The sequence below is a fragment of the Acinetobacter albensis genome (assembly GCF_900095025.1).
Lineage (GTDB): Bacteria > Pseudomonadota > Gammaproteobacteria > Pseudomonadales > Moraxellaceae > Acinetobacter > Acinetobacter albensis.
Map to the genome: position 1 here is coordinate 67805 of NZ_FMBK01000011.1, position 18512 is coordinate 86316.

The following is an 18512-nucleotide window of genomic DNA, read 5'->3' on the forward strand; positions in this document are numbered from 1 at the left end:
CATTATTTTGCATATTTTAATGCATTCCAAGCCAATAATAACCAAGCTGCGAGCATGAAAGCGCCACCGATCGGTGTGATTGCACCGAGTATTCGAGGTAAACCCAAAGCCATCAGATAGAGTGAGCCACAAAAAAATAAAATGCCCAATTGCATTAAAATAAAACTGGTTTTGATCGGTAACTGCGGAATAATTTTAGCTAAAAGAGCCAGCGCAAATATTCCAAGCGCATGATAGAAAAAATAGTCGGTTGCTGTATGCCACCAACTCAATTGCACCTCAGTTGCATGTGCTTTTAACCCATGTGCTCCAAATGCACCTAATAGCACAGCTACAGCTAAATTAAGAGCGGCAATTGCAATCCACATAAGCAATAATCGTAAGAGTAAATTTGCGACCAACCTTAGCATATTTTAGGTTTTACTCAAAAGACAAAAGCGAACTTTAACTAAAGCTCAAATATTAAAAAAAGGGCACGCAGCCCTTTCTTAAAATGTATTTAAACTATTAATTGGAAGACATAGCGACTTTAATTTTTTCCATCGCATTTTTTTCTAACTGACGAATACGTTCAGCAGAAACATTATATTCAGCAGCTAGTTCGTGCAAGGTAGATTTTTCATCATCTAACCAACGACGTTGTAAAATATTGCGTGACCGATCATCCAGCTGATCCATTGCACTATGAAGTGCAGAGCTACTCTGTTCTTCATAGTCTTCCTCTTCAGCTAAGCGTGCAGGATCATAACGGTTGTCTTCTAAATATAAAGCAGGTGCTAAATGCGTTGAACCTTCATCATCGTCATCACCTTGTGCTTCAAAAGCAGCATCGTATGCAGTTAAACGTCCTTCCATTTCCAAGACTTGTTCTGGCGTGACATTTAAGTCATTGGCAATCGATTTGGCTTCTTCAAGGGTGAGTTTTTTACTCGATTTTTTCAAACTACGCAGATTAAAAAATAATTTACGTTGCGCTTTCGTCGTTGCAATTTTAACAATACGCCAGTTGCGAATGACGTACTCATGAATTTCAGCTTTAATCCAATGCACAGCAAAAGACACTAAACGAACACCCATGTTGGGGTCAAAACGTTTAACGGCTTTCATTAGGCCCAAGTTACCTTCTTGAATTAAATCACCCTGTGGTAAACCATAACCCGCATAACTACGTGCAATATGTGCGACAAAACGTAAATGCGACATCACAAGCATTTTTGCAGCATCTAAATCTTGATCGTAATAATAGCGTTCAGCCAATTCTTTTTCTTGATCAGCCGTTAAAATCGGAATTTGGTTAACAGTACTTATATAAGCACCGAGATTTACCCCTGGCGCCGATAATGACAGGGGCATCAATCGATTGCTGCTGTCACTCATGTGTTCTCCTTGAGAGCTGGATGACATAATCATTTAATTTTATCTTACATCCAATATTTAACTAAATTGAGAAAGATTGGGTATAAAAATGTAATTTTTTTTACAGATTTGAAAAGGATAGTTTAATTGAAAATAATTAAGATTCAATTAAGTAGTGGTATTCAAAATCAGAAATTTTGCTCATATCACATTTAAGTTCATGAATTTGGCAATAGCGTAGAACGTCTTGCTGACTATGGGGGTCGGAAGACTTAAGAAGAAATAAACGCTCTAAGTTGTTCTTGAAGGCTCGTTTCAACATCAATAAAGGCATTGGGCAGGGTTTGCCCATCGCATCAATAATAACTGCTAGCTCTGATCTATTATTCATCGCTTTAAAATCAAAATCATTTAAACAAATGTTAGCAAATTTAATGCCAAACAGAAATAAATTTATTGAATAACAACATAAAGATACTTTTAGAAAAAAAGTGATACTTAAACCAAAAAGGAAGCTGAATTAAAAGGAAAATTAATCAAAAAAAACAGTATGAATTGTCAGAAACCCATGTTAAGCTCGTTGCGTATTCAGATTAAAGACATGACTAAAAACGTCTTAAAAATGAATACTGCAATGGATATAACCGGGATTTTGTTAATAGTAATACAGAATGATTACAAGCTTAGAAATAATAAATATTTTTAAACCTTGTTTACTCTGCTGTTTGCAACACCGGGTGGTCCTTCTATTAAATACAATGAGGATTAACTTATGACAGCTCGTGAACAAGGCGTAGTTAAATGGTTCAACGACACTAAAGGCTTCGGCTTTATTCAACGTAACGGCGGCGATGACGTTTTTGTTCATTTCCGTGCCATCCAAGGTGACGGTCACCGTTCACTTCGTGACGGTCAACGCGTTGAATTCAGCGTAGTTAAAGGTCAAAAAGGCTTCCAAGCTGAAGAAGTACAACCTTTAGACTAATCGCCTGATTATTCATGAGAACGCCCCAATGTAATTTGGGGCGTTTTTGTTTATAATAGACGTCTATTTTAGTGATTATTAAGTTAGAGCATCTTTTATGTCATCTGGTTTTGAAACCTTAAATTTACATCCGAAACTTAAACAAGCTATTGACGCTTTAGGTTTTAAAGAAATGACGCCCATTCAGGAAAAGGTTTTAAAATTCACATTGGCTGGACATGATGCTATTGGTCGTGCTCAAACAGGAACGGGGAAAACTGCTGCATTTTTAGTCAGTGTCATTAATGATTTGCTTAATAATCCAATCAAGGAACAACGTTTTCGCGGTGAAGCACGTGCGCTTATTCTTGCTCCAACACGCGAGTTGGCTTTGCAAATTGAAAATGATGTTAAAGACTTAACCAAATTTACTGACTTGCATTTCGTGACCTTATTAGGTGGCGTGGACTTTGATAAACAAAAGACCCAGCTTAATAAACAATTTGTCGATATTATTGTGGCAACTCCTGGTCGTTTAATCGATTTCGTTGAGCAGAAAGAAGTTTGGTTAGATCAAATCGAATTTTTGGTGATTGACGAAGCAGATCGTTTATTGGATATGGGGTTTATTCCTTCTGTTAAGCGAATCGTGCGTTATTCACCACGCAAAGAACAGCGCCAGACGTTGATGTTTTCTGCAACATTTAGCTACGATGTTTTAAATTTAGCGCAGCAATGGTTATTTGAACCAGTAACAGTGGAAATTGAGCCTGAAAAGAAAACCAATGCAGATGTAGAGCAACGTGTTTATATGGTTGCGAAAACAGATAAATATAAATTGCTACAAGAAATATTGCGTGATGAACCGATTGAAAAAGTCATGATTTTTGCGAATCGTCGTGATCAAGTGCGTAAATTATATGATCATTTAAAAAGAGACGGTTATAAAGTCGTGATGTTATCGGGTGAAATTGCCCAAGATAAACGGACCAAAATGCTAGATCAATTTAAAAATGGTCAGCATAATATTATGATTGCGACCGATGTTGCGGGTCGAGGCATTCATGTCGATGGTGTTTCACATGTGATTAACTTTACATTACCTGAACAATCAGATGATTATGTACATCGTATAGGTCGTACAGGTCGTGCGGGTGCAAGTGGTGTAAGTATTAGTTTCTTATCTGAAGATGATGCATTCTATCTTCCAGAAATTGAAAAAGCGATTGGGCAGAAGTTACCATTGACCCGATTAGATGGTTATTGTTAATTGTCGTTAAAACATACATAGAAACTAAAAAGCCGCTTGGTAATATAAGCGGCTTTTTTGATGATATTTTTAATATTATCGAATATGGATACGATAAAATTAATTCGCTCGACAAGTAAAAGTTAACACAGTCTGGTAGTCTTCATCACGTGCGATGCTGGTGTTTTTGCCTGCTAAAGTACCAATGACGCTTGCTGCAGCTTGAATCATTTGTCCAGTTTGTTCATCCACGACATTTTTCAATGCACCGTTATATTCTGTTTTTTCATCGACCACCACAACCGTTGCTTTTTTCCCACAGGTCGTATTTGCAGCACTGATTGCATTATTTTTAGCAATTAAATTGCTTTTGCCTATACCTGTAACTTCGTACTGGTTATTTTCTTTTTGAATGGCTAAAGAATTGGTCGGATTTGATGCACAAGCAGTAAGTGCTAAGGTCATCGCGACTGTAGAAGAAAGTACAAAAAATTTATTCATTTTTTTCTCTGCTTTGTTTTAAAAAAGATTAAAGAGTATTTGAGCATAACTTTTCAAATGAATTTTGGAAAAGTTGTATGAAATATGCAGTTTTATAATAACGCTTTGTGATTTCAGGATTTCAGGATTTCAGGATTTCAGGATTTCAGGATTTCAGGATTTCAGGATTTCAGGATTTCAGGATTTCAGGATTTCAGGATTTCAGGATTTCAGGATTTCAGGATTTCAGGATTTCAGCATGTAAGATAAAACGGACATTGCTGAAATGCGCTAGAGTATCTAAATCATAATATGCTAATCTTGCTAAAATATTTTTAAGATATACAAGCCAATGACGGATTTAGCGGTAGATATAGTTCATCAAAATATTCATCAACGTCAGTCGATTGGTCATTTAATTGAACCTGCTCCGAGTGCAGCACAACTTGAAAAAGCTTTTCAAGCTGCATTGACTGCACCAGATCACCATCGTATAAAACCCACCCGTTTTTTAGTGGTTTCTGCTGATCAGCGAGAGGCTTTTGGCAACTTGCTTTCAGAGGCCCTGATGGATTTGGGTGAGACAGACCATTTTCAATTAGAACGCGTAAAAAACCATCCATTTCGTGCTCCAATATTGGTGTTGGCTTTAACTTCTTTCCAGCCTCACCCTAAAGTTCCATATTTTGAACAGACTTTAAGTACAGGGGCGTCGATCCAAAATTTTCTTTTATCATTGCAAGCTCAAGGTTTTTCAACCATATGGCGCAGTGGAGCTGTCGTTGAATCCACTTTATTGAAGCAAAATTTGGGTTTAACCAAAGATGATTTAATTTCTGGAATTATTTATATTGGTACAGCAGCAAAAGTGATTTCTGCACGTGCAGAAGTGGCAACAGAAAATTATGTGAGTTACTGGAATCAGTAATTTTTTTGAACAATGAGTTGAGATATAAAAAGAATGTCAGAATTGAAGTTTACAGATCTTGTTGAGTCGGTTCCAGTTGCCGATAAAACAGCATTACGTGTCACAGTTTTAGGTGGTGGAAGTTTTGGTACTGCAATGGCAAATACAGCAGTACGAAATGGTTGCGATACTATTATCTGGATTCGCGATCAGGCAGCTGCAGACGAAATAAATAATACGCATATTAATCAACGCTATTTGCCTGATTTTACTTTGGAGTCAGGTTTAAAGGCAGTTTCTGATTTGGAAGCTGCTGTTTGTAATCGTGATATTATTTTGGTGGCTATTCCAAGCCATTCCTTTCGCGATGTCTTGAAACAGATTAAACCTTTTATTAGCTCGCAAGCCATCGTTTCTTTAACCAAAGGAATTGAAGCGAAAACGTTTAATTTTATGAGCGATATTATTCGTGAGGAATTACCCGAGGTTCCTTATGGTGTACTTTCAGGCCCAAATTTAGCCAAAGAAATTATGGCCGGACAACCTGCGGGTACGGTTATTGCGAGCGAATCAGATTTGGTTCGTTATGCAGTTCAGCAGGCTTTACACAGTGCATTATTTCGTGTATTTGCGAGTGATGATGTGCATGGCGTAGAACTAGGTGGTGCATTAAAAAATATTTATGCTGTGGCGATGGGAATGGCAGCGGCTTATAAAGTTGGTGAAAACACCAAAAGTATGATTTTAACACGTGCTTTAGCAGAAATGAGTCGCTTTGCCGTGAAATTAGGCGCAAATCCTTTAACCTTCTTGGGGTTATCGGGTGTGGGTGATTTATTTGCTACTTGTAGTAGTCCATTAAGCCGTAATTATCAGGTTGGTTTCGCATTGGGTTCAGGCAAAACTTTGGAGCAGGCCACTCAGGAATTGGGTCAGACCGCAGAAGGCATTAATACCATTGTACAAGTGCGAAGTCGTTCTGAGGAGTTAGACGTCTACATGCCGATTACTGCTGCATTATATGATGTGATTTTTGAGGGAGCTCCACCATTAACGATTGCACTTTCATTGATGAAAAATGGTCATCGTAGTGATGTAGAGTTTGTTTTACCCCATCATGAAGTTTAATTTGGATTGAGAGCTGGCACCGATATCATTGTCATAAAGCTTGGTTATACTCACGGCATATCCATTAGTTAGATAGAAAGGAATTTTATGCAACTTACTCTGGTTCGACATGGAGAGGCTTCTCCCGCCATTAATGGGAATGATGACAAGCGTCCATTAACCGAGCGCGGACATCATCAAGCGCAACAAACAGCAGACTATTTAAAAACGCTGATCCAGCCCGATGTGTTTGTCGTGAGTCCTTTGTTACGGGCACAAGAAACTTTGGCCCATATACAACATTATTTTAAAGATGTGCCCGTGATGTTGTGTAATCACATCAAGCCAGAAGATGATGCAAAAGTAGCAGTCGAATGGTTATCACAATTGCCTTATGAGTCGATTGTGGTGGTATGTCATATGAATGTTGTGGCTCATATTTCAGCTTTGTTGACATTAGAACCTTTTCAGCCCTATGCTCTGGCTGAAGTACGTTTGTATGAACAATCTGTCATTGCAGCGGGCTTATCTACAGAATTTAGCAATTTTATTCCAAATATCTAAAAAATTAATTAAAACGGCAGAAAAATATTAATGTTGTACTTATGGATGCCTGAAACCAGTGGGGTTTGGCAGTGGTCAACTGGTGAGAGCTGGTATCAGGCCTCTAGTCTTGAACATTTAATTCAAGAGACACAAATATATCACGGGGAAGAAGCAGTTGTTTTTTTCCCCAGCCGTGATGTGCAAATCCTTCAACAAACCTTAGCCAAGTCGCAATATAAAAAATTGGGTGTGGAAGGGGTTAAATATTTATTAGAAGAATTTGTGGTTTTACCTATAGATTCCATGAAGGTGTTGCATCAATTTCAGCATCCAGATCAATTGTTTATTTTGGGTGTCGCACAGCATAAAGTTGAAACCTTACAACACGCGTTAACCTTGATTCCTGTTAAGGTTATTTCTTTATTACCTGATTTTTTGATTTTACCGATACCCGAAGCTGGTGAAACGGTAATAGCTAATGTTTCGGGGCGTTTATTGGTTCGTGAGAATGAGTTTATAGGAAATTCAGTTGATGACCTTGCGCTATATTTAGATTTTCAGCCGCTCGAACAAGAATATCGAATTAGCAATTTGACTGCTGAGCAAATGCACACTTTAGAAGCGCGAGCAACACATGAACAGATAACATCTTTTCATTATGCATTACCAGCGCTAAAAAAAGCCAAAGCTCATCCTTTTAATATCTTACCTAAAGCTAAAAATAACACTGCAGTTTCAGGTTACTGGAAGGCATGTATGGTTCTATTTTTTGCAGCTCTAATGGTACAGTTTATTTATGATGCAACTCGATGGTACAAATATAAAAAAGTAGCAGATCAGACTGCAATACAAGCAGTAGATCAATATAAATATTGGTTTGGGCAAAGTAGTCGAGTGACTGAGCAAAACTTGAAAAGCCAGTTTGAAAGTCAGATGCGTTTAAATAAAGTTGCCAATACTCAAGCTTTACAGTTAATCAGTCGCGTGGGGCCTGTTTTAATGCAAAATCAGATTGTTGCCCAGCGTATTCAATATGATGCTTCAGTATTAAGTATGGAGCTAAAAGCAAATTCTGCTGCGACTTTACAAAATTTGACAGAACAGTTAAATCAACAAGGATTTAAGGTTGAATTAGGTAATATTCAACCAGATGCTGCGGGTGCAATTGGATTGGTGAAAATACAATAATGAAAACATCAGAAAAAATGCAAAATGTGATTGATCAAAATATTGAAAAAATAACCGACTATTTAGAGCAATTATCTAGCCGTGAACGCTATATGGTTATTTTTACCACGCTCTTTGTGCTGGTGGTTGCTGTGGGTGCTGCGCTGTGGTTTATGCATGCGGCAGCCAATAAACAGCAAAACCGTGTCAATGATCTGAAAGATATGATCGTGTGGATGCAAAGCAATGCAGTGACGATGAAACCTGCCAGTGACTTACAATTAAGTGCAGTAGATAAAGTACAGCATGTGGCCCAGCAACAAGGTTTATCGGTCGTATCACAGCAAGCAGGTGAGCAAATCCAAATTGTGGTTGCACATGAAAATTATGCAATTTTAGCCAACTTTTTAACACAACTTGCACAAATGGGGCTAAGTCTCGAAAAATTAGAATTAAGTTCTGAAGCAGGACAGATCAAATTAACCGCATTAGTGCAATAAAGTAGAAAAATAAAGCATAGTGAAGCATGGTGTTTTCGATAGCCTATGCCTATAATATGGCGACTTAAAAAGCAGTAGACTTTTACAGATATGTTGTATTCTCTTGCACGTCCTTTGTTGTTTTCTTTAGCACCAGAACGTGCACATGAGCTGACATTATCGTTATTGAAATCAGCTCATCGCTTGGGCATGATGCGTCAAAGCATCGCCTCTAAACCTGTTACATGTATGGGTATTGAATTCCCAAACCCTGTAGGTTTGGCCGCAGGTCTGGATAAAAATGGTGCCTATATTGATGCTTTAGCAGGTTTGGGTTTTGGTTTTATAGAAATTGGAACCATTACACCGCGTCCACAGATTGGGAATCCGCATCCACGCTTGTTCCGTTTGCCTGAAGCCAAAGCGATTATCAACCGTATGGGTTTTAATAACGATGGGGTCGATCAGCTGATTGAGAATGTTAAAGCTGCAAAATTTAAAGGGATTTTAGGGATTAATATCGGTAAAAATGCTGATACACCTGTTGAGCAAGCAGTCGATGATTACTTGATCTGTCTTGAAAAAGTCTATAATTATGCTTCTTATATCACGGTCAATATTTCATCTCCAAATACCAAAAATTTACGTAGCTTACAAAGTGGCGATGCTCTGACTGAATTGTTAGAAACTTTGAAAAAGCGTCAACTTGAATTGGCTGAAGAACATCAACATTATGTACCTTTAGTGCTTAAAGTAGCGCCAGATTTAAGTTCTGAAGATGTTCATTTTATAGCAAAACAATTAATTCAATTTAAAATTGACGGCTTAATTGTCACCAATACTACGCTATCACGTGAAGGTGTAGAAAATTTACCTCATGCAGATGAAGCGGGTGGGTTGTCTGGCGCACCAGTATTTGAAAAAAGTACAGCATGTCTTGCTGAATTTTCAAAAGTATTACAAGGTCAAATTCCATTGATTGGTGTTGGGGGGATTTTGGTAGGCGAGCAAGCAGTCGCAAAACAAAATGCGGGTGCAAACCTTGTACAAATTTATAGTGGCCTCATATATACAGGCCCAACACTCATTAAAGATTGTGTTGATGCGTTAAAAACAGCATGAATGTCTTAGATATCTTTATACTGATTATTTTGCTCATTGGAGGGCTCAACGGTTTGCGACAAGGATTTGTTAAAGCCTTTGCGAACTTGGTAGGATGGATTTTTGCACTGATTCTTGGTGCAAAATATGCGACCATTCTGGCACCTTCGATGGTCTCGTTAAGTGAAGATCCGGTCGTACAAAAAATCGCGGCTTTTGCATTTATTGTTTTGTTAATTGTCGTGTTCACATGGATCGTCACTGCTTTCCTGAATAAGATACTCAAAAGTTTAAAACTTGGGCCACTGAATCGATTGGCAGGTGGTGCATTTGGCTCTTTAAAAGGGCTCTTGATTGTATTGATTACTATGCAAGGACTAGGTCCTTGGGTGGAAAGTTCTCCCCACTGGAAACAATCTAAACTGATACATATGCTGATGCCTTACGCACCATGGGCAACACAACTTTCTAAAGATGCTGCGCATGGTGCCCTCGAACATATCAAGTCTGAAGATGCTCAGAAATCTTCAAACTCATCATCTGATCAATCGCGGAAAACAGAAACGCGTACAGATGAATCAACAAATAATCCTTTTTATTAATCCTAGCTTGTTTGCGAGGTTGCTATGTGTGGAGTAGTTGGTATAGCTGGTAAATCACCTGTTAACCAAATGTTGTTTGATGCATTAACGATGTTACAACATCGTGGTCAGGATGCAGCCGGAATAGTGACTAGTCATGAAGGACGCCTGTTTTTGCGCAAAGACAACGGGATGGTGCGAGATGTTTTTCATACGCGACACATGCGTGCATTGCTAGGAAATTATGGTATTGGACATGTCCGTTATCCTACTGCAGGTTCTTCGAGTAGTGCTGAAGCACAGCCATTTTATGTGAATTCACCTTATGGAATTACTTTGGCACATAATGGTAATTTGACCAATGCTGAAGAAATTCATGAAGATTTGTTTAAAACAGATCTTCGTCATATGAATACCGATTCAGACTCTGAAGTCCTTTTAAATGTATTCGCTCATGAAATGCAAAAAAGTGGCAAGTTAAATCCGACACCTGAAGACATTTTTCAGTGTGTATCAAGCGTACATGATCGTTGTAAAGGCGCTTATGGTGTTGTAGCTATGATTACGGGTCATGGTTTGGTGGGTTTTCGTGACCCAAATGGTATTCGTCCACTCATTTATGGTTCGCGTGAAACTGAAAAAGGCATGGAGTATATTATTGCCTCTGAATCTGTTGCAATTACTGCATTGGGATTCAAAGTTGAGCGTGATATTGAGCCAGGTGAAGCAATTTTTATTACTTCTGAAGGCGAATTGTTTAGCAAACAATGTGCGGCTAATCCTGAATATCGTCCATGCATTTTTGAATATGTGTATTTTGCACGTCCAGATGCGACCATTGATGGTATTTCAGTTTATAAAGCACGTTTGAAAATGGGTGAGAAACTTGCCTATAAAATTTCGCGTGAGTGGGGTGAGGAACATGATATTGATGTGGTCATTCCTATTCCAGATACGTCGCGTACCTCTGCTTTAGAGTTGGCAAAAATTTTGGGTGTTAAATTCCGTGAAGGGTTTATGAAGAACCGTTATATCGGACGTACCTTTATTATGCCGGGTCAGAAGCAACGAGAAAAATCGGTTCGTCAAAAACTCAATCCTGTTGAGCTTGAATTTAAAGATAAAAATGTATTGCTGGTGGATGACTCGATTGTTCGTGGCACGACATGTAATGAAATTATTCAAATGGCGCGAGATGCAGGTGCAAAAAAAGTATTTTTTGCTTCAGCTGCACCAATGGTTAAATACCCAAATGTATATGGTATTGATATGCCGGCTAAAGATGAACTGATTGCATCTGGACGTAGTGTTGAAGAAATTCGTGAAATTATTGGTGCTGATCGTTTGATTTTCCAAGATTTGGAAGACTTAAAAGGTGCAGTACGTACCAGTAAAGTTCCTGCGGTACAAGACTTTGATTGCTCAGTTTTTGATGGCGTCTATGTGGCAGGCGGTATCGATGATGCTTATTTAGATGAACTTGAACGCAAGCGTAATGACTCAGCAAAGAAAGCAGTGGGTGGTTATATTGATGTAAATATTGATGCTGCATCAGTAGATTTAACTGGCGTAAGAGAAGAATAAAATTTTCTTTAATGTAAGGAAAAGCGGGTAATTCCCGCTTTTTTAATTTATGATAGTTCAACAAATACAATGTAATAAAGGGTCTTTACATTGAAGAGTGTAAGTTATTCTTTTATTCAAAATAAAAATATGGTCTGGTCTGCGAGCGTGTGTATTCTGGCGGTATTATTCACACTCTTTATTTTAAATATCATCTTAGGCCTCTTGGTTTTTTATATTGATCAGACACAGTCTATTTTTTGGCATGTATTAAGTCCGTATTGTATTTTGCTGATATTAAGTGTCATGTTGACTTCCATCCTTTATGAATTTTACGTGTTCAGGTCAGGTGGACATTCATTAGCAAAACAATTGGGCGCACGCCAGTTAAGTCTAATAGAAAGTATTCCTGAAGAAAGTATTGTCTTAAAAATTACTGAACAATTGGCCAATACTTTTCGAATTGAAACCCCGACTGTTTATGTTCTGCCAGATGAAGTGGGCGTTAATGCATTAACAGCAGGATTTTACCCGCGTGATATTGTAGTTATTCTGACGTGGGGAGCGTTGCAAAACTTAGATGAAATGGAATTATATGGATTATTAAGCCATGAATTCAATAAAATTTTATCAGGTCAAACTGCTGAAAATACGCGCTTAAAAATTCTCTACAGTAGCTTAAGTACATTTAGTCAATGGGGCGGTAAAATTGCTAAGCTCGGGTTTACCAAACACGGGCAAGTACAAAGACATAAATTTGCTACATCGTTTGTAGCGATGGGTGGCGTGATTTGGCTGATTGGCAGTCTTGGAATTTTAATTACTCGTTTCATTAAATACATTACGCTGGGCGGTCGAACTTACAAAAATGATCAGAAGACCAAACGCTTGATACAAAATGATGCCAACATACAGACTTTACTCAGAATTTATGTGCATCACTCTGGTTCACAAATTCATAGTGAATACGCAGAGTCTATTTCACATATGTGCTTTGCCAATTCGTTGAGTCCACAAAATTGGATGAATATTCATCCGAGTATAGAGCAGCGAATTTATGAATTAAACCCGAGTTTAGTCCAAGATTTACAACTTGAAAATTTAAGAAAAATTCAAAATCAGCCACTATTTAGCTTATTTAGATCACTGGATGAGATGAATGGAGAGCTTAATTCTCCTTGGAATTCTCCACAACCATTACCTTTGTTGCGTCTATCACCAATCAGTTTTGCTATAAATGATGCGATAAAACCTTTAAAACCAGAAATTCGAAATAAAATTCCACGTCCAGAATTAATTAAAAGAGCTTTACAAACTTCAACCGGGTCTAGGGAAGTAATGGTGGCGATTTTGATGATTCGCCAATACCGTGAATTTATTCCTGCTGAAGCAGAAGTGAGCCGAGCAATTGTGGATTCATTGCTAAATTTGGATGGCCGTATTCATATTGCAATATTTCATGATGCTTATAAAAATATTGGTTCAATGCCAGCAAGCATAGCACGCCAATTTGTAATGAAATTGGCACGCATTATTCAAGAAGATGGAGAAATTGGACTTCTAGATGCTTTGTTAATTGAATGTGTGAAATTTGAATTAAATTTACTCCCTTTACATGCACCAACTGCTTTAGAAGAAGTGAAACCACAAATTGTGCGCTTGATTGATGCTTTACTGCATGTCCAGCAAATTAATAGTTTGCAACAGATTGATGTCCGTGAAAAAATTCTAAAACGAGTTCTAACGTCTAAAGAAATAGAAATGTATACCGAGATTTCAGATGAACCCATTGATTTGTCTGAAATTTTAAATGATATTGCAGGTCTATTGCTTCGAGATCGCTTAAGTATTTTAAGTGTGGCAGAAATATGTTTATGGAATGATCGGATTATTACTCAAGATGAACTGGACGTACTAGAGTTGCTCTATTGGCGTTTAGGTTTTCAGACGGAAGACATCATTGATGAAATGCAAAAGAAAAATAGTTTAATCATTGTATAGATCCAAAGATAAAAGACAGAGTTGGATGATGATTAAACTAATTCTTTAGAAAAGGTCAGCAAATTATTGGTATTCTCGTTAGAATATGAAATATTCAATTAATGATGAAAAAAGATGATAGGGCATCAGCGTGACATATTGGCTACCTTGGGAATTGATATTTGGATTCCTAAAGATGTAGTGTGTCAAAGTGTGTCCACTCATTCTATTTGGAGAGATCAGGCTGCTTTAGAGGAATATCCAACCGAAATTGTGATTGAGCACAAGCATTCAGCAGTGCCGATTATTTCTCAAATCGACTCTATTCAGGTAGAAGATTTTCATTCACTTAAGTCAGAACAAGGTGTTATTGCACCATCGGTGATTAAAGAAACTCAATCTGAGCCTTTGGCTGCTGTATTATTGGATGATATTCCAGTCGTTCAGATTGCACCCTTTCAGTTTCAGGCTTTGGGGTTGCCAAATTGTGTCATTGTGGCGGATGTAACCGAAATTAGCTCCGGACAACAGCAACTTTGGCATAATATTCAACAAGCATTTCAGTCTGAATATTACGAATTACAATGGCCATTTCCTTTTATAAATTTTCAAGATGGACGCGGTGCTGAAAGTTATATCAAAGGTTTTATAGATACCATTGCGGTAGAGAAAGCGATTATTTGTTTGGGATCTCATGCTTATATGAAGGAGATAGCAATCATTGAACTTTCAAGCCTAGAAGAAATGTTAGAACATCCCTTATTGAAAAAAAATCTTTGGCAAAAAATTGATGAACTTAAAAAAGATATGAGTGGAACATGAAAAAAGTTATTGTTTTTAGTCAACTAGATCAAGATATATTGCAACGTTTGCAGGCTCAATATGAAGTTGTCATGATTAATCCTAAACAGGGTGACGTGAATGAGCAAATACGTGAACAGGTTAAAAATGCCGATGCAATGATTGGCGCAGGACGGTTATTGAATCAAAGTAATTTGGCACCTGCGGAGCAGCTTAAAATTATTTCAAGTGTGAGTGTCGGTTATGATAATTATGACCTTGCCTTTTTAAATCAGAAAAAAATCTGGTTATCAAATACGCCTCATGTGTTGACGGAAACTACCGCTGACTTGGCTTTCACCTTATTAATGAGTGCTGCACGTAAGGTGCCCCACTTAGATCAATGGACAAAACAGGGACAGTGGAAACGCACGGCCAGTGAGGCTCAATTTGGACAAGATATTTTTGGAAAAACTCTAGGAATTATTGGTTTAGGCCATATTGGCGCAGCAGTTGCACGTCGAGGTTTTTATGGTTTTAACATGAATATTCTTTATCATAATCGAACGGAAAAATTAGCCGCGGCCCAACCCTTGAATGCACAATATTGTGGTTTAGATGAGTTATTACAACAATCTGATTTTGTGGTGGTGGCAGTTGATTTAAATGCACAATCTCAAGCCTTAATTGGGCAGCGTGAATTCGAGCAAATGCAGACACATGCTGTTTTTGTGAATATAGCCCGAGGTTCAGTCGTGGATGAGCAAGCCCTAATTGAGGCATTAAAATCAAAGCAAATCTTTGCTGCTGGCTTGGATGTCTACGCGAAAGAGCCGTTGCAGAATTCAGAATTGTTCGATTTAAACAACGTGGTGACTTTGCCACATATCGGCTCGGCAACCGCAGAAACACGTAAAAAAATGGCTGAATTGGCTTATGTTAATTTGGTTGACGCATTAGAAGGACGTACACCAGCTTATTTGGTTAACCCGTTTAATTCTTAAAATTTAATAACACTTCATTGCAAATTCCTTCAATTTTCAATGTTATAGTCTTATAAATTAAACAATTAATTTGAGCATATAGCATTGAAACGTTTATTTTGGGCGAGTAGTATCAGTTTGATTTTATTCATGAATCAGGCACACAGCGCTAATTTAAACACCCCCCAATTTAATGTTCCTGAAATTGGGAGTGGGGTAGGACTGATTGATCAACAAAAAGAAAAAATGATTGGTGAAAAAGTCTTTCGTGAAGTTCAAAAGCAAATGCCTGTATTACAAAACCCATGGTTAGAAGATCAGTTATTTAATGTTTTTTCACATATCTTAAGTCAAACTCAGCTTGGGCAACCGATTGGTTTGGTGATCATCAATGATGCACAAATTAATGCTTTTGCTGTGCCAGGTGGTTTATTTGCGATTAATACAGGTTTAGTGAATTCTGCACGGAATATGGATGAATTGGCGGGGGTGATGGCACATGAGGTCGCGCATGTGTCACAACGTCATTACAGTCGGTCAAATGAAGCTTTCAAAGGCCAAGGATTACTGACTTTAGCAGGATTATTGGTAGGTGCTTTGGTTGCTTCCCAAGCAGATAGTGATGTTGGTACAGCTGTCATGCTGGGTTCACAGGCTGCATTAATCGATAAACAGCTTAATTATAGTCGCAATCAAGAGCGTGAAGCCGACCGAATAGGCATGCAGTATATGTATGCAGCAGGATATAACCCACAAAGTATGGCGGACTTTTTTGAGGTCATGCACCGCGCAACAAGTCGAATCAGCTTTTTACCGGATTTTTGGTTTACGCATCCTTTGACCACAGAGCGGATGAGCGAAGCTCGATTACGAGCAAATCAGCTGCCTAAAGTAAAATCGAACTTATATGATGAGAATTTTGAAATACTCAAATGGTACAGTATGGTCATTTCTCATCAAGCGACTGAACAACAATTAAAAATTTTAGCTGAACGAGGAAGTTTTGCTGGGCAATTGGCTTTATCGAGTTTTTATCTTCAACAAGGGGATTATGTTTTAGCTCAGCAAATTTTAGATCAAGCGAAGGCGAAACAACGTTTGAATAATTTGATGCTTTTAATTCAAACTGATATTTATTTAGGACAAAATAAAACTGAAGAGGCTTATACCGCAATTCAGTCTGCTGTCAGAATTATGCCAGAAAATCGTGCGTTGTCTTTGAAGCTCGCAGAAGTTTTTATACGTCAAAATAAGGCAGCCCAAGCAAATGCATTGATCCAGCGTTTTAACCAGAAAAATCCGCGTGATATTTATGCATGGCGCTTAATGCAGCAAGTCGCCAATCTTGATCGGCAGTCCTCTTTTCGAGCCGTGAATGTATTGCGTTATCGTGCAGAAGTTGAATATTGGTCGGGTTGGGAGGAAAATGCGATTAAATCTTTGTTACATGCACAACGTTTAACTAAAAATAATGAATTACTTTCTGCAAAAATAAAAATACGTCTCAATGAAATGCAGCAGGAACGTCAGTTAAAAATTTAATTTATACATTAAAAATCATAAGAAAAGGAATGATCTATGATAGAAGGGCAATGTTTATGTGGAATAGTTAAGTATCAGTACCACGGAGAAATTGAGAAAACGATCATTTGCTATTGTAAAGATTGTCAAATGGCTCAAGGCTCTTTGTTTGGCTGGAATAGTGCACTACAAAAATCTAAATTCGAAATTCTAAATGGGATTAAATTTTTAAAGGAATATTTTCATAGCTCAAACAAAGCTCGAGTTTTTTGTCAAGAATGTGGTAGTCCTATTTACTCTTATCGCATAGATTTACCAAACGTTATCCGTCTGCGTTTAGGGACGGTTACACATGGAAAGTTACCTAGTCCCGATGAACAGGCATATGTTGAGTATAAGCCTGATTTTTTATTGATAAGACCAGTAAATCTATCCACAGAATGAAGATACTTATGCTAATCTTCATTTGAGATTTGAGTGTTTACCATTAGATATCTTGATTAATTGTATGAAAAAATTATGAAAAAAATAGTATTAAGCCTATTTATTTTGAGTGTTGCTGCATCCATGGAAACTTGGGCAAGTGTCGAGCAATATGTTGCCTCTGTAGAAAAAATTTCGAGTACTTATAAACAAGATACGAGAACTTTTTTTAATCGTTTAGATGCACATCAAACGCGTTTTACGCCTGATCAGCAATTTCAATTTTGCGGAATTGTGAATCGTTATATCGAGCAACTTTATCAAGCTGCTGATCAAAATCGGACGTCACTGGATCAAAAATATAGACAAATGACCAAACAGGATGTGATTCATCAGGTCATGTCATCCAAAGAAATGCTCATTTTGAAAAAGTATGATATTCAATGTGATGTAAAATAAGGCAGGGTTACAGATGAACTGTCTTAGAAAAAGGCAGTTCAACAATAAAGAAAAGATTATTAGATGTTGGGTTTATGCAAGTTTGGCTTTAATTTTTGCTGAAACTTGTGCAGGATCGGCGCGCCCGGCTATGAGCGGACGCAGAGAATTCATCACCTTACCCATATCTTTCATGCTAGTAGCTTCTTGCGCAGTAATTGCCTGTGCAATGATAGAATCAAGCTCTTCCTCAGTCATAGCTTCTGGTAGAAATTGAGATAAAATCTCAAGTTCAGCTTGTTCCTTACTAGCTAAATCATCACGGCCAGCGCCTTCAAAGGCTTTGACCGATTCTTTACGTTGCTTAATTTGCTTTTCAATGACCGCAAGAACCTGAGTATCATCAAGCTCAATGCGTTCATCGATTTCGATTTGCTTAATTGCTGCCTGTAGACCACGAATTACCGTTAACTTCGACATTTCTTTAGCACGCATAGTTGCTTTCAAAACTTCAGTTATTTGGTTCTTTAAAGTAGTCATTTATTTAGTCCAGACAGTCAATCACAAATTAATCTTAGTAAAGGCGAGTAGTACGTACTGATTCACGCGCCAATTTCTTTTGGTAGCGTTTAACAGCAGCAGCTTTTTTACGTTTACGTTCTTGAGTTGGTTTCTCATAGAATTCACGTTTACGAACATCAGCTAAAACACCCGCTTTTTCGCAAGAGCGTTTAAAACGACGGATAGCGACGTCTACTGGCTCGCCTTCTTTCAATTTAACTTGTGGCATGAAGAATCCTCATAAGTTATGGATAAGATCTAAGGCACGATTGCCCGAGATCACAAGTGAAGGACAGTATTTTACTCATTTACATCTCATACCACAA

The 18512-nt window shown here is 37.9% G+C and carries 22 protein-coding genes; 16 read left to right on the forward strand and 6 right to left on the reverse strand.

Features of this window, described 5'->3' with window-relative positions:
* Positions 1–2: 2 nt before the first annotated feature.
* The 3 genes from GA0116959_RS10225 to GA0116959_RS10235 form a co-directional block, all read right to left on the reverse strand.
* A complete protein-coding gene (locus GA0116959_RS10225) occupies positions 3–368 on the reverse strand; it encodes a DUF423 domain-containing protein (protein WP_092720614.1) in 366 nt (121 codons plus the stop codon).
* 139 nt (positions 369–507) lie between these two features.
* Positions 508–1377 (reverse strand): RNA polymerase sigma factor RpoH, encoded by an 870-nt coding sequence (gene rpoH / locus GA0116959_RS10230; RefSeq protein WP_053578168.1) that lies wholly within the window; start codon positions 1375–1377, stop codon positions 508–510.
* A gap of 136 nt (positions 1378–1513) precedes the next feature.
* Positions 1514–1747, reverse strand: a complete 234-nt coding sequence (locus GA0116959_RS10235) for a sulfurtransferase TusA family protein (RefSeq protein ID WP_081405726.1) — start codon at positions 1745–1747, stop codon at positions 1514–1516.
* A 381-nt stretch (positions 1748–2128) separates the two neighbouring features.
* On the opposite strand from GA0116959_RS10235, the gene GA0116959_RS10240 reads away from it, so the two are divergent.
* Both GA0116959_RS10240 and rhlB read left to right on the forward strand, forming a co-directional pair.
* A complete protein-coding gene (locus tag GA0116959_RS10240) occupies positions 2129–2341 on the forward strand; it encodes a cold-shock protein (protein ID WP_004648643.1) in 213 nt (70 codons plus the stop codon).
* Positions 2342–2438: 97 nt separating this feature from the next.
* A complete protein-coding gene (gene rhlB / locus GA0116959_RS10245) occupies positions 2439–3590 on the forward strand; it encodes an ATP-dependent RNA helicase RhlB (protein WP_053578167.1) in 1152 nt (383 codons plus the stop codon).
* 99 nt (positions 3591–3689) lie between these two features.
* On the opposite strand, the gene GA0116959_RS10250 is transcribed toward rhlB, so the two are convergent.
* On the reverse strand, positions 3690–4070 hold the full coding sequence (locus tag GA0116959_RS10250; RefSeq protein ID WP_053578166.1) for a hypothetical protein: 381 nt from the start codon (positions 4068–4070) through the stop codon (positions 3690–3692).
* A 331-nt stretch (positions 4071–4401) separates the two neighbouring features.
* On the opposite strand from GA0116959_RS10250, the gene GA0116959_RS10260 reads away from it, so the two are divergent.
* The 14 genes from GA0116959_RS10260 (at position 4402) to GA0116959_RS10325 (ending at position 17646) form a co-directional block, all read left to right on the forward strand.
* Positions 4402–4977: a nitroreductase family protein gene (locus GA0116959_RS10260; protein WP_092720616.1), complete on the forward strand. Its 576-nt coding sequence runs from the start codon at positions 4402–4404 to the stop codon at positions 4975–4977.
* A 33-nt stretch (positions 4978–5010) separates the two neighbouring features.
* Positions 5011–6084, forward strand: a complete 1074-nt coding sequence (locus GA0116959_RS10265; RefSeq protein WP_092720617.1) for an NAD(P)H-dependent glycerol-3-phosphate dehydrogenase — start codon at positions 5011–5013, stop codon at positions 6082–6084.
* 87 nt (positions 6085–6171) lie between these two features.
* Entirely contained in the window at positions 6172–6627 is a 456-nt protein-coding gene (locus tag GA0116959_RS10270) for a SixA phosphatase family protein (RefSeq protein ID WP_092720618.1), read from the forward strand.
* A 30-nt stretch (positions 6628–6657) separates the two neighbouring features.
* Positions 6658–7797, forward strand: coding sequence for a type II secretion system protein GspL (gene gspL, locus GA0116959_RS10275; protein WP_092720619.1), 1140 nt, complete (start codon positions 6658–6660; stop codon positions 7795–7797).
* Positions 7797–8276: a type II secretion system protein GspM gene (gspM, locus tag GA0116959_RS10280; protein WP_092720620.1), complete on the forward strand. Its 480-nt coding sequence runs from the start codon at positions 7797–7799 to the stop codon at positions 8274–8276. Before gspL ends, gspM begins: the two co-directional genes overlap by 1 nt.
* Positions 8277–8366: 90 nt before the next feature.
* A complete protein-coding gene (locus GA0116959_RS10285; RefSeq protein WP_092720621.1) occupies positions 8367–9377 on the forward strand; it encodes a quinone-dependent dihydroorotate dehydrogenase in 1011 nt (336 codons plus the stop codon).
* Positions 9374–9958 (forward strand): CvpA family protein, encoded by a 585-nt coding sequence (locus GA0116959_RS10290; RefSeq protein ID WP_053578159.1) that lies wholly within the window; start codon positions 9374–9376, stop codon positions 9956–9958. Before GA0116959_RS10285 ends, GA0116959_RS10290 begins: the two co-directional genes overlap by 4 nt.
* A gap of 24 nt (positions 9959–9982) precedes the next feature.
* Complete coding sequence (purF, locus tag GA0116959_RS10295; protein WP_053578158.1) at positions 9983–11521, forward strand: amidophosphoribosyltransferase; 1539 nt, start codon at positions 9983–9985, stop codon at positions 11519–11521.
* Positions 11522–11611: 90 nt separating this feature from the next.
* Entirely contained in the window at positions 11612–13501 is a 1890-nt protein-coding gene (locus GA0116959_RS10300) for a M48 family metalloprotease (protein WP_092720622.1), read from the forward strand.
* 114 nt (positions 13502–13615) lie between these two features.
* Positions 13616–14302 (forward strand): hypothetical protein, encoded by a 687-nt coding sequence (locus tag GA0116959_RS10305; RefSeq protein WP_092720623.1) that lies wholly within the window; start codon positions 13616–13618, stop codon positions 14300–14302.
* Complete coding sequence (locus tag GA0116959_RS10310; protein WP_092720624.1) at positions 14299–15264, forward strand: 2-hydroxyacid dehydrogenase; 966 nt, start codon at positions 14299–14301, stop codon at positions 15262–15264. Before GA0116959_RS10305 ends, GA0116959_RS10310 begins: the two co-directional genes overlap by 4 nt.
* Positions 15265–15393: 129 nt before the next feature.
* The gene (locus GA0116959_RS10315) at positions 15394–16785 is read left to right on the forward strand and encodes a M48 family metalloprotease (RefSeq protein ID WP_092720660.1); all 1392 of its coding nucleotides are present in this window, start codon (positions 15394–15396) and stop codon (positions 16783–16785) included.
* Positions 16786–16821: 36 nt separating this feature from the next.
* Positions 16822–17208: a GFA family protein gene (locus GA0116959_RS10320; protein ID WP_092720625.1), complete on the forward strand. Its 387-nt coding sequence runs from the start codon at positions 16822–16824 to the stop codon at positions 17206–17208.
* A gap of 75 nt (positions 17209–17283) precedes the next feature.
* Positions 17284–17646 (forward strand): hypothetical protein, encoded by a 363-nt coding sequence (locus GA0116959_RS10325; protein WP_092720626.1) that lies wholly within the window; start codon positions 17284–17286, stop codon positions 17644–17646.
* A 72-nt stretch (positions 17647–17718) separates the two neighbouring features.
* Here GA0116959_RS10325 and GA0116959_RS10330 read toward each other — a convergent pair whose 3' ends face one another.
* Together GA0116959_RS10330 and rpsU are read right to left on the reverse strand one after the other, a co-directional pair.
* Positions 17719–18165 (reverse strand): GatB/YqeY domain-containing protein, encoded by a 447-nt coding sequence (locus GA0116959_RS10330; protein ID WP_053578151.1) that lies wholly within the window; start codon positions 18163–18165, stop codon positions 17719–17721.
* Positions 18166–18199: 34 nt separating this feature from the next.
* Positions 18200–18415, reverse strand: coding sequence for a 30S ribosomal protein S21 (gene rpsU / locus GA0116959_RS10335; RefSeq protein ID WP_001136722.1), 216 nt, complete (start codon positions 18413–18415; stop codon positions 18200–18202).
* Positions 18416–18512 lie beyond the last annotated feature (97 nt).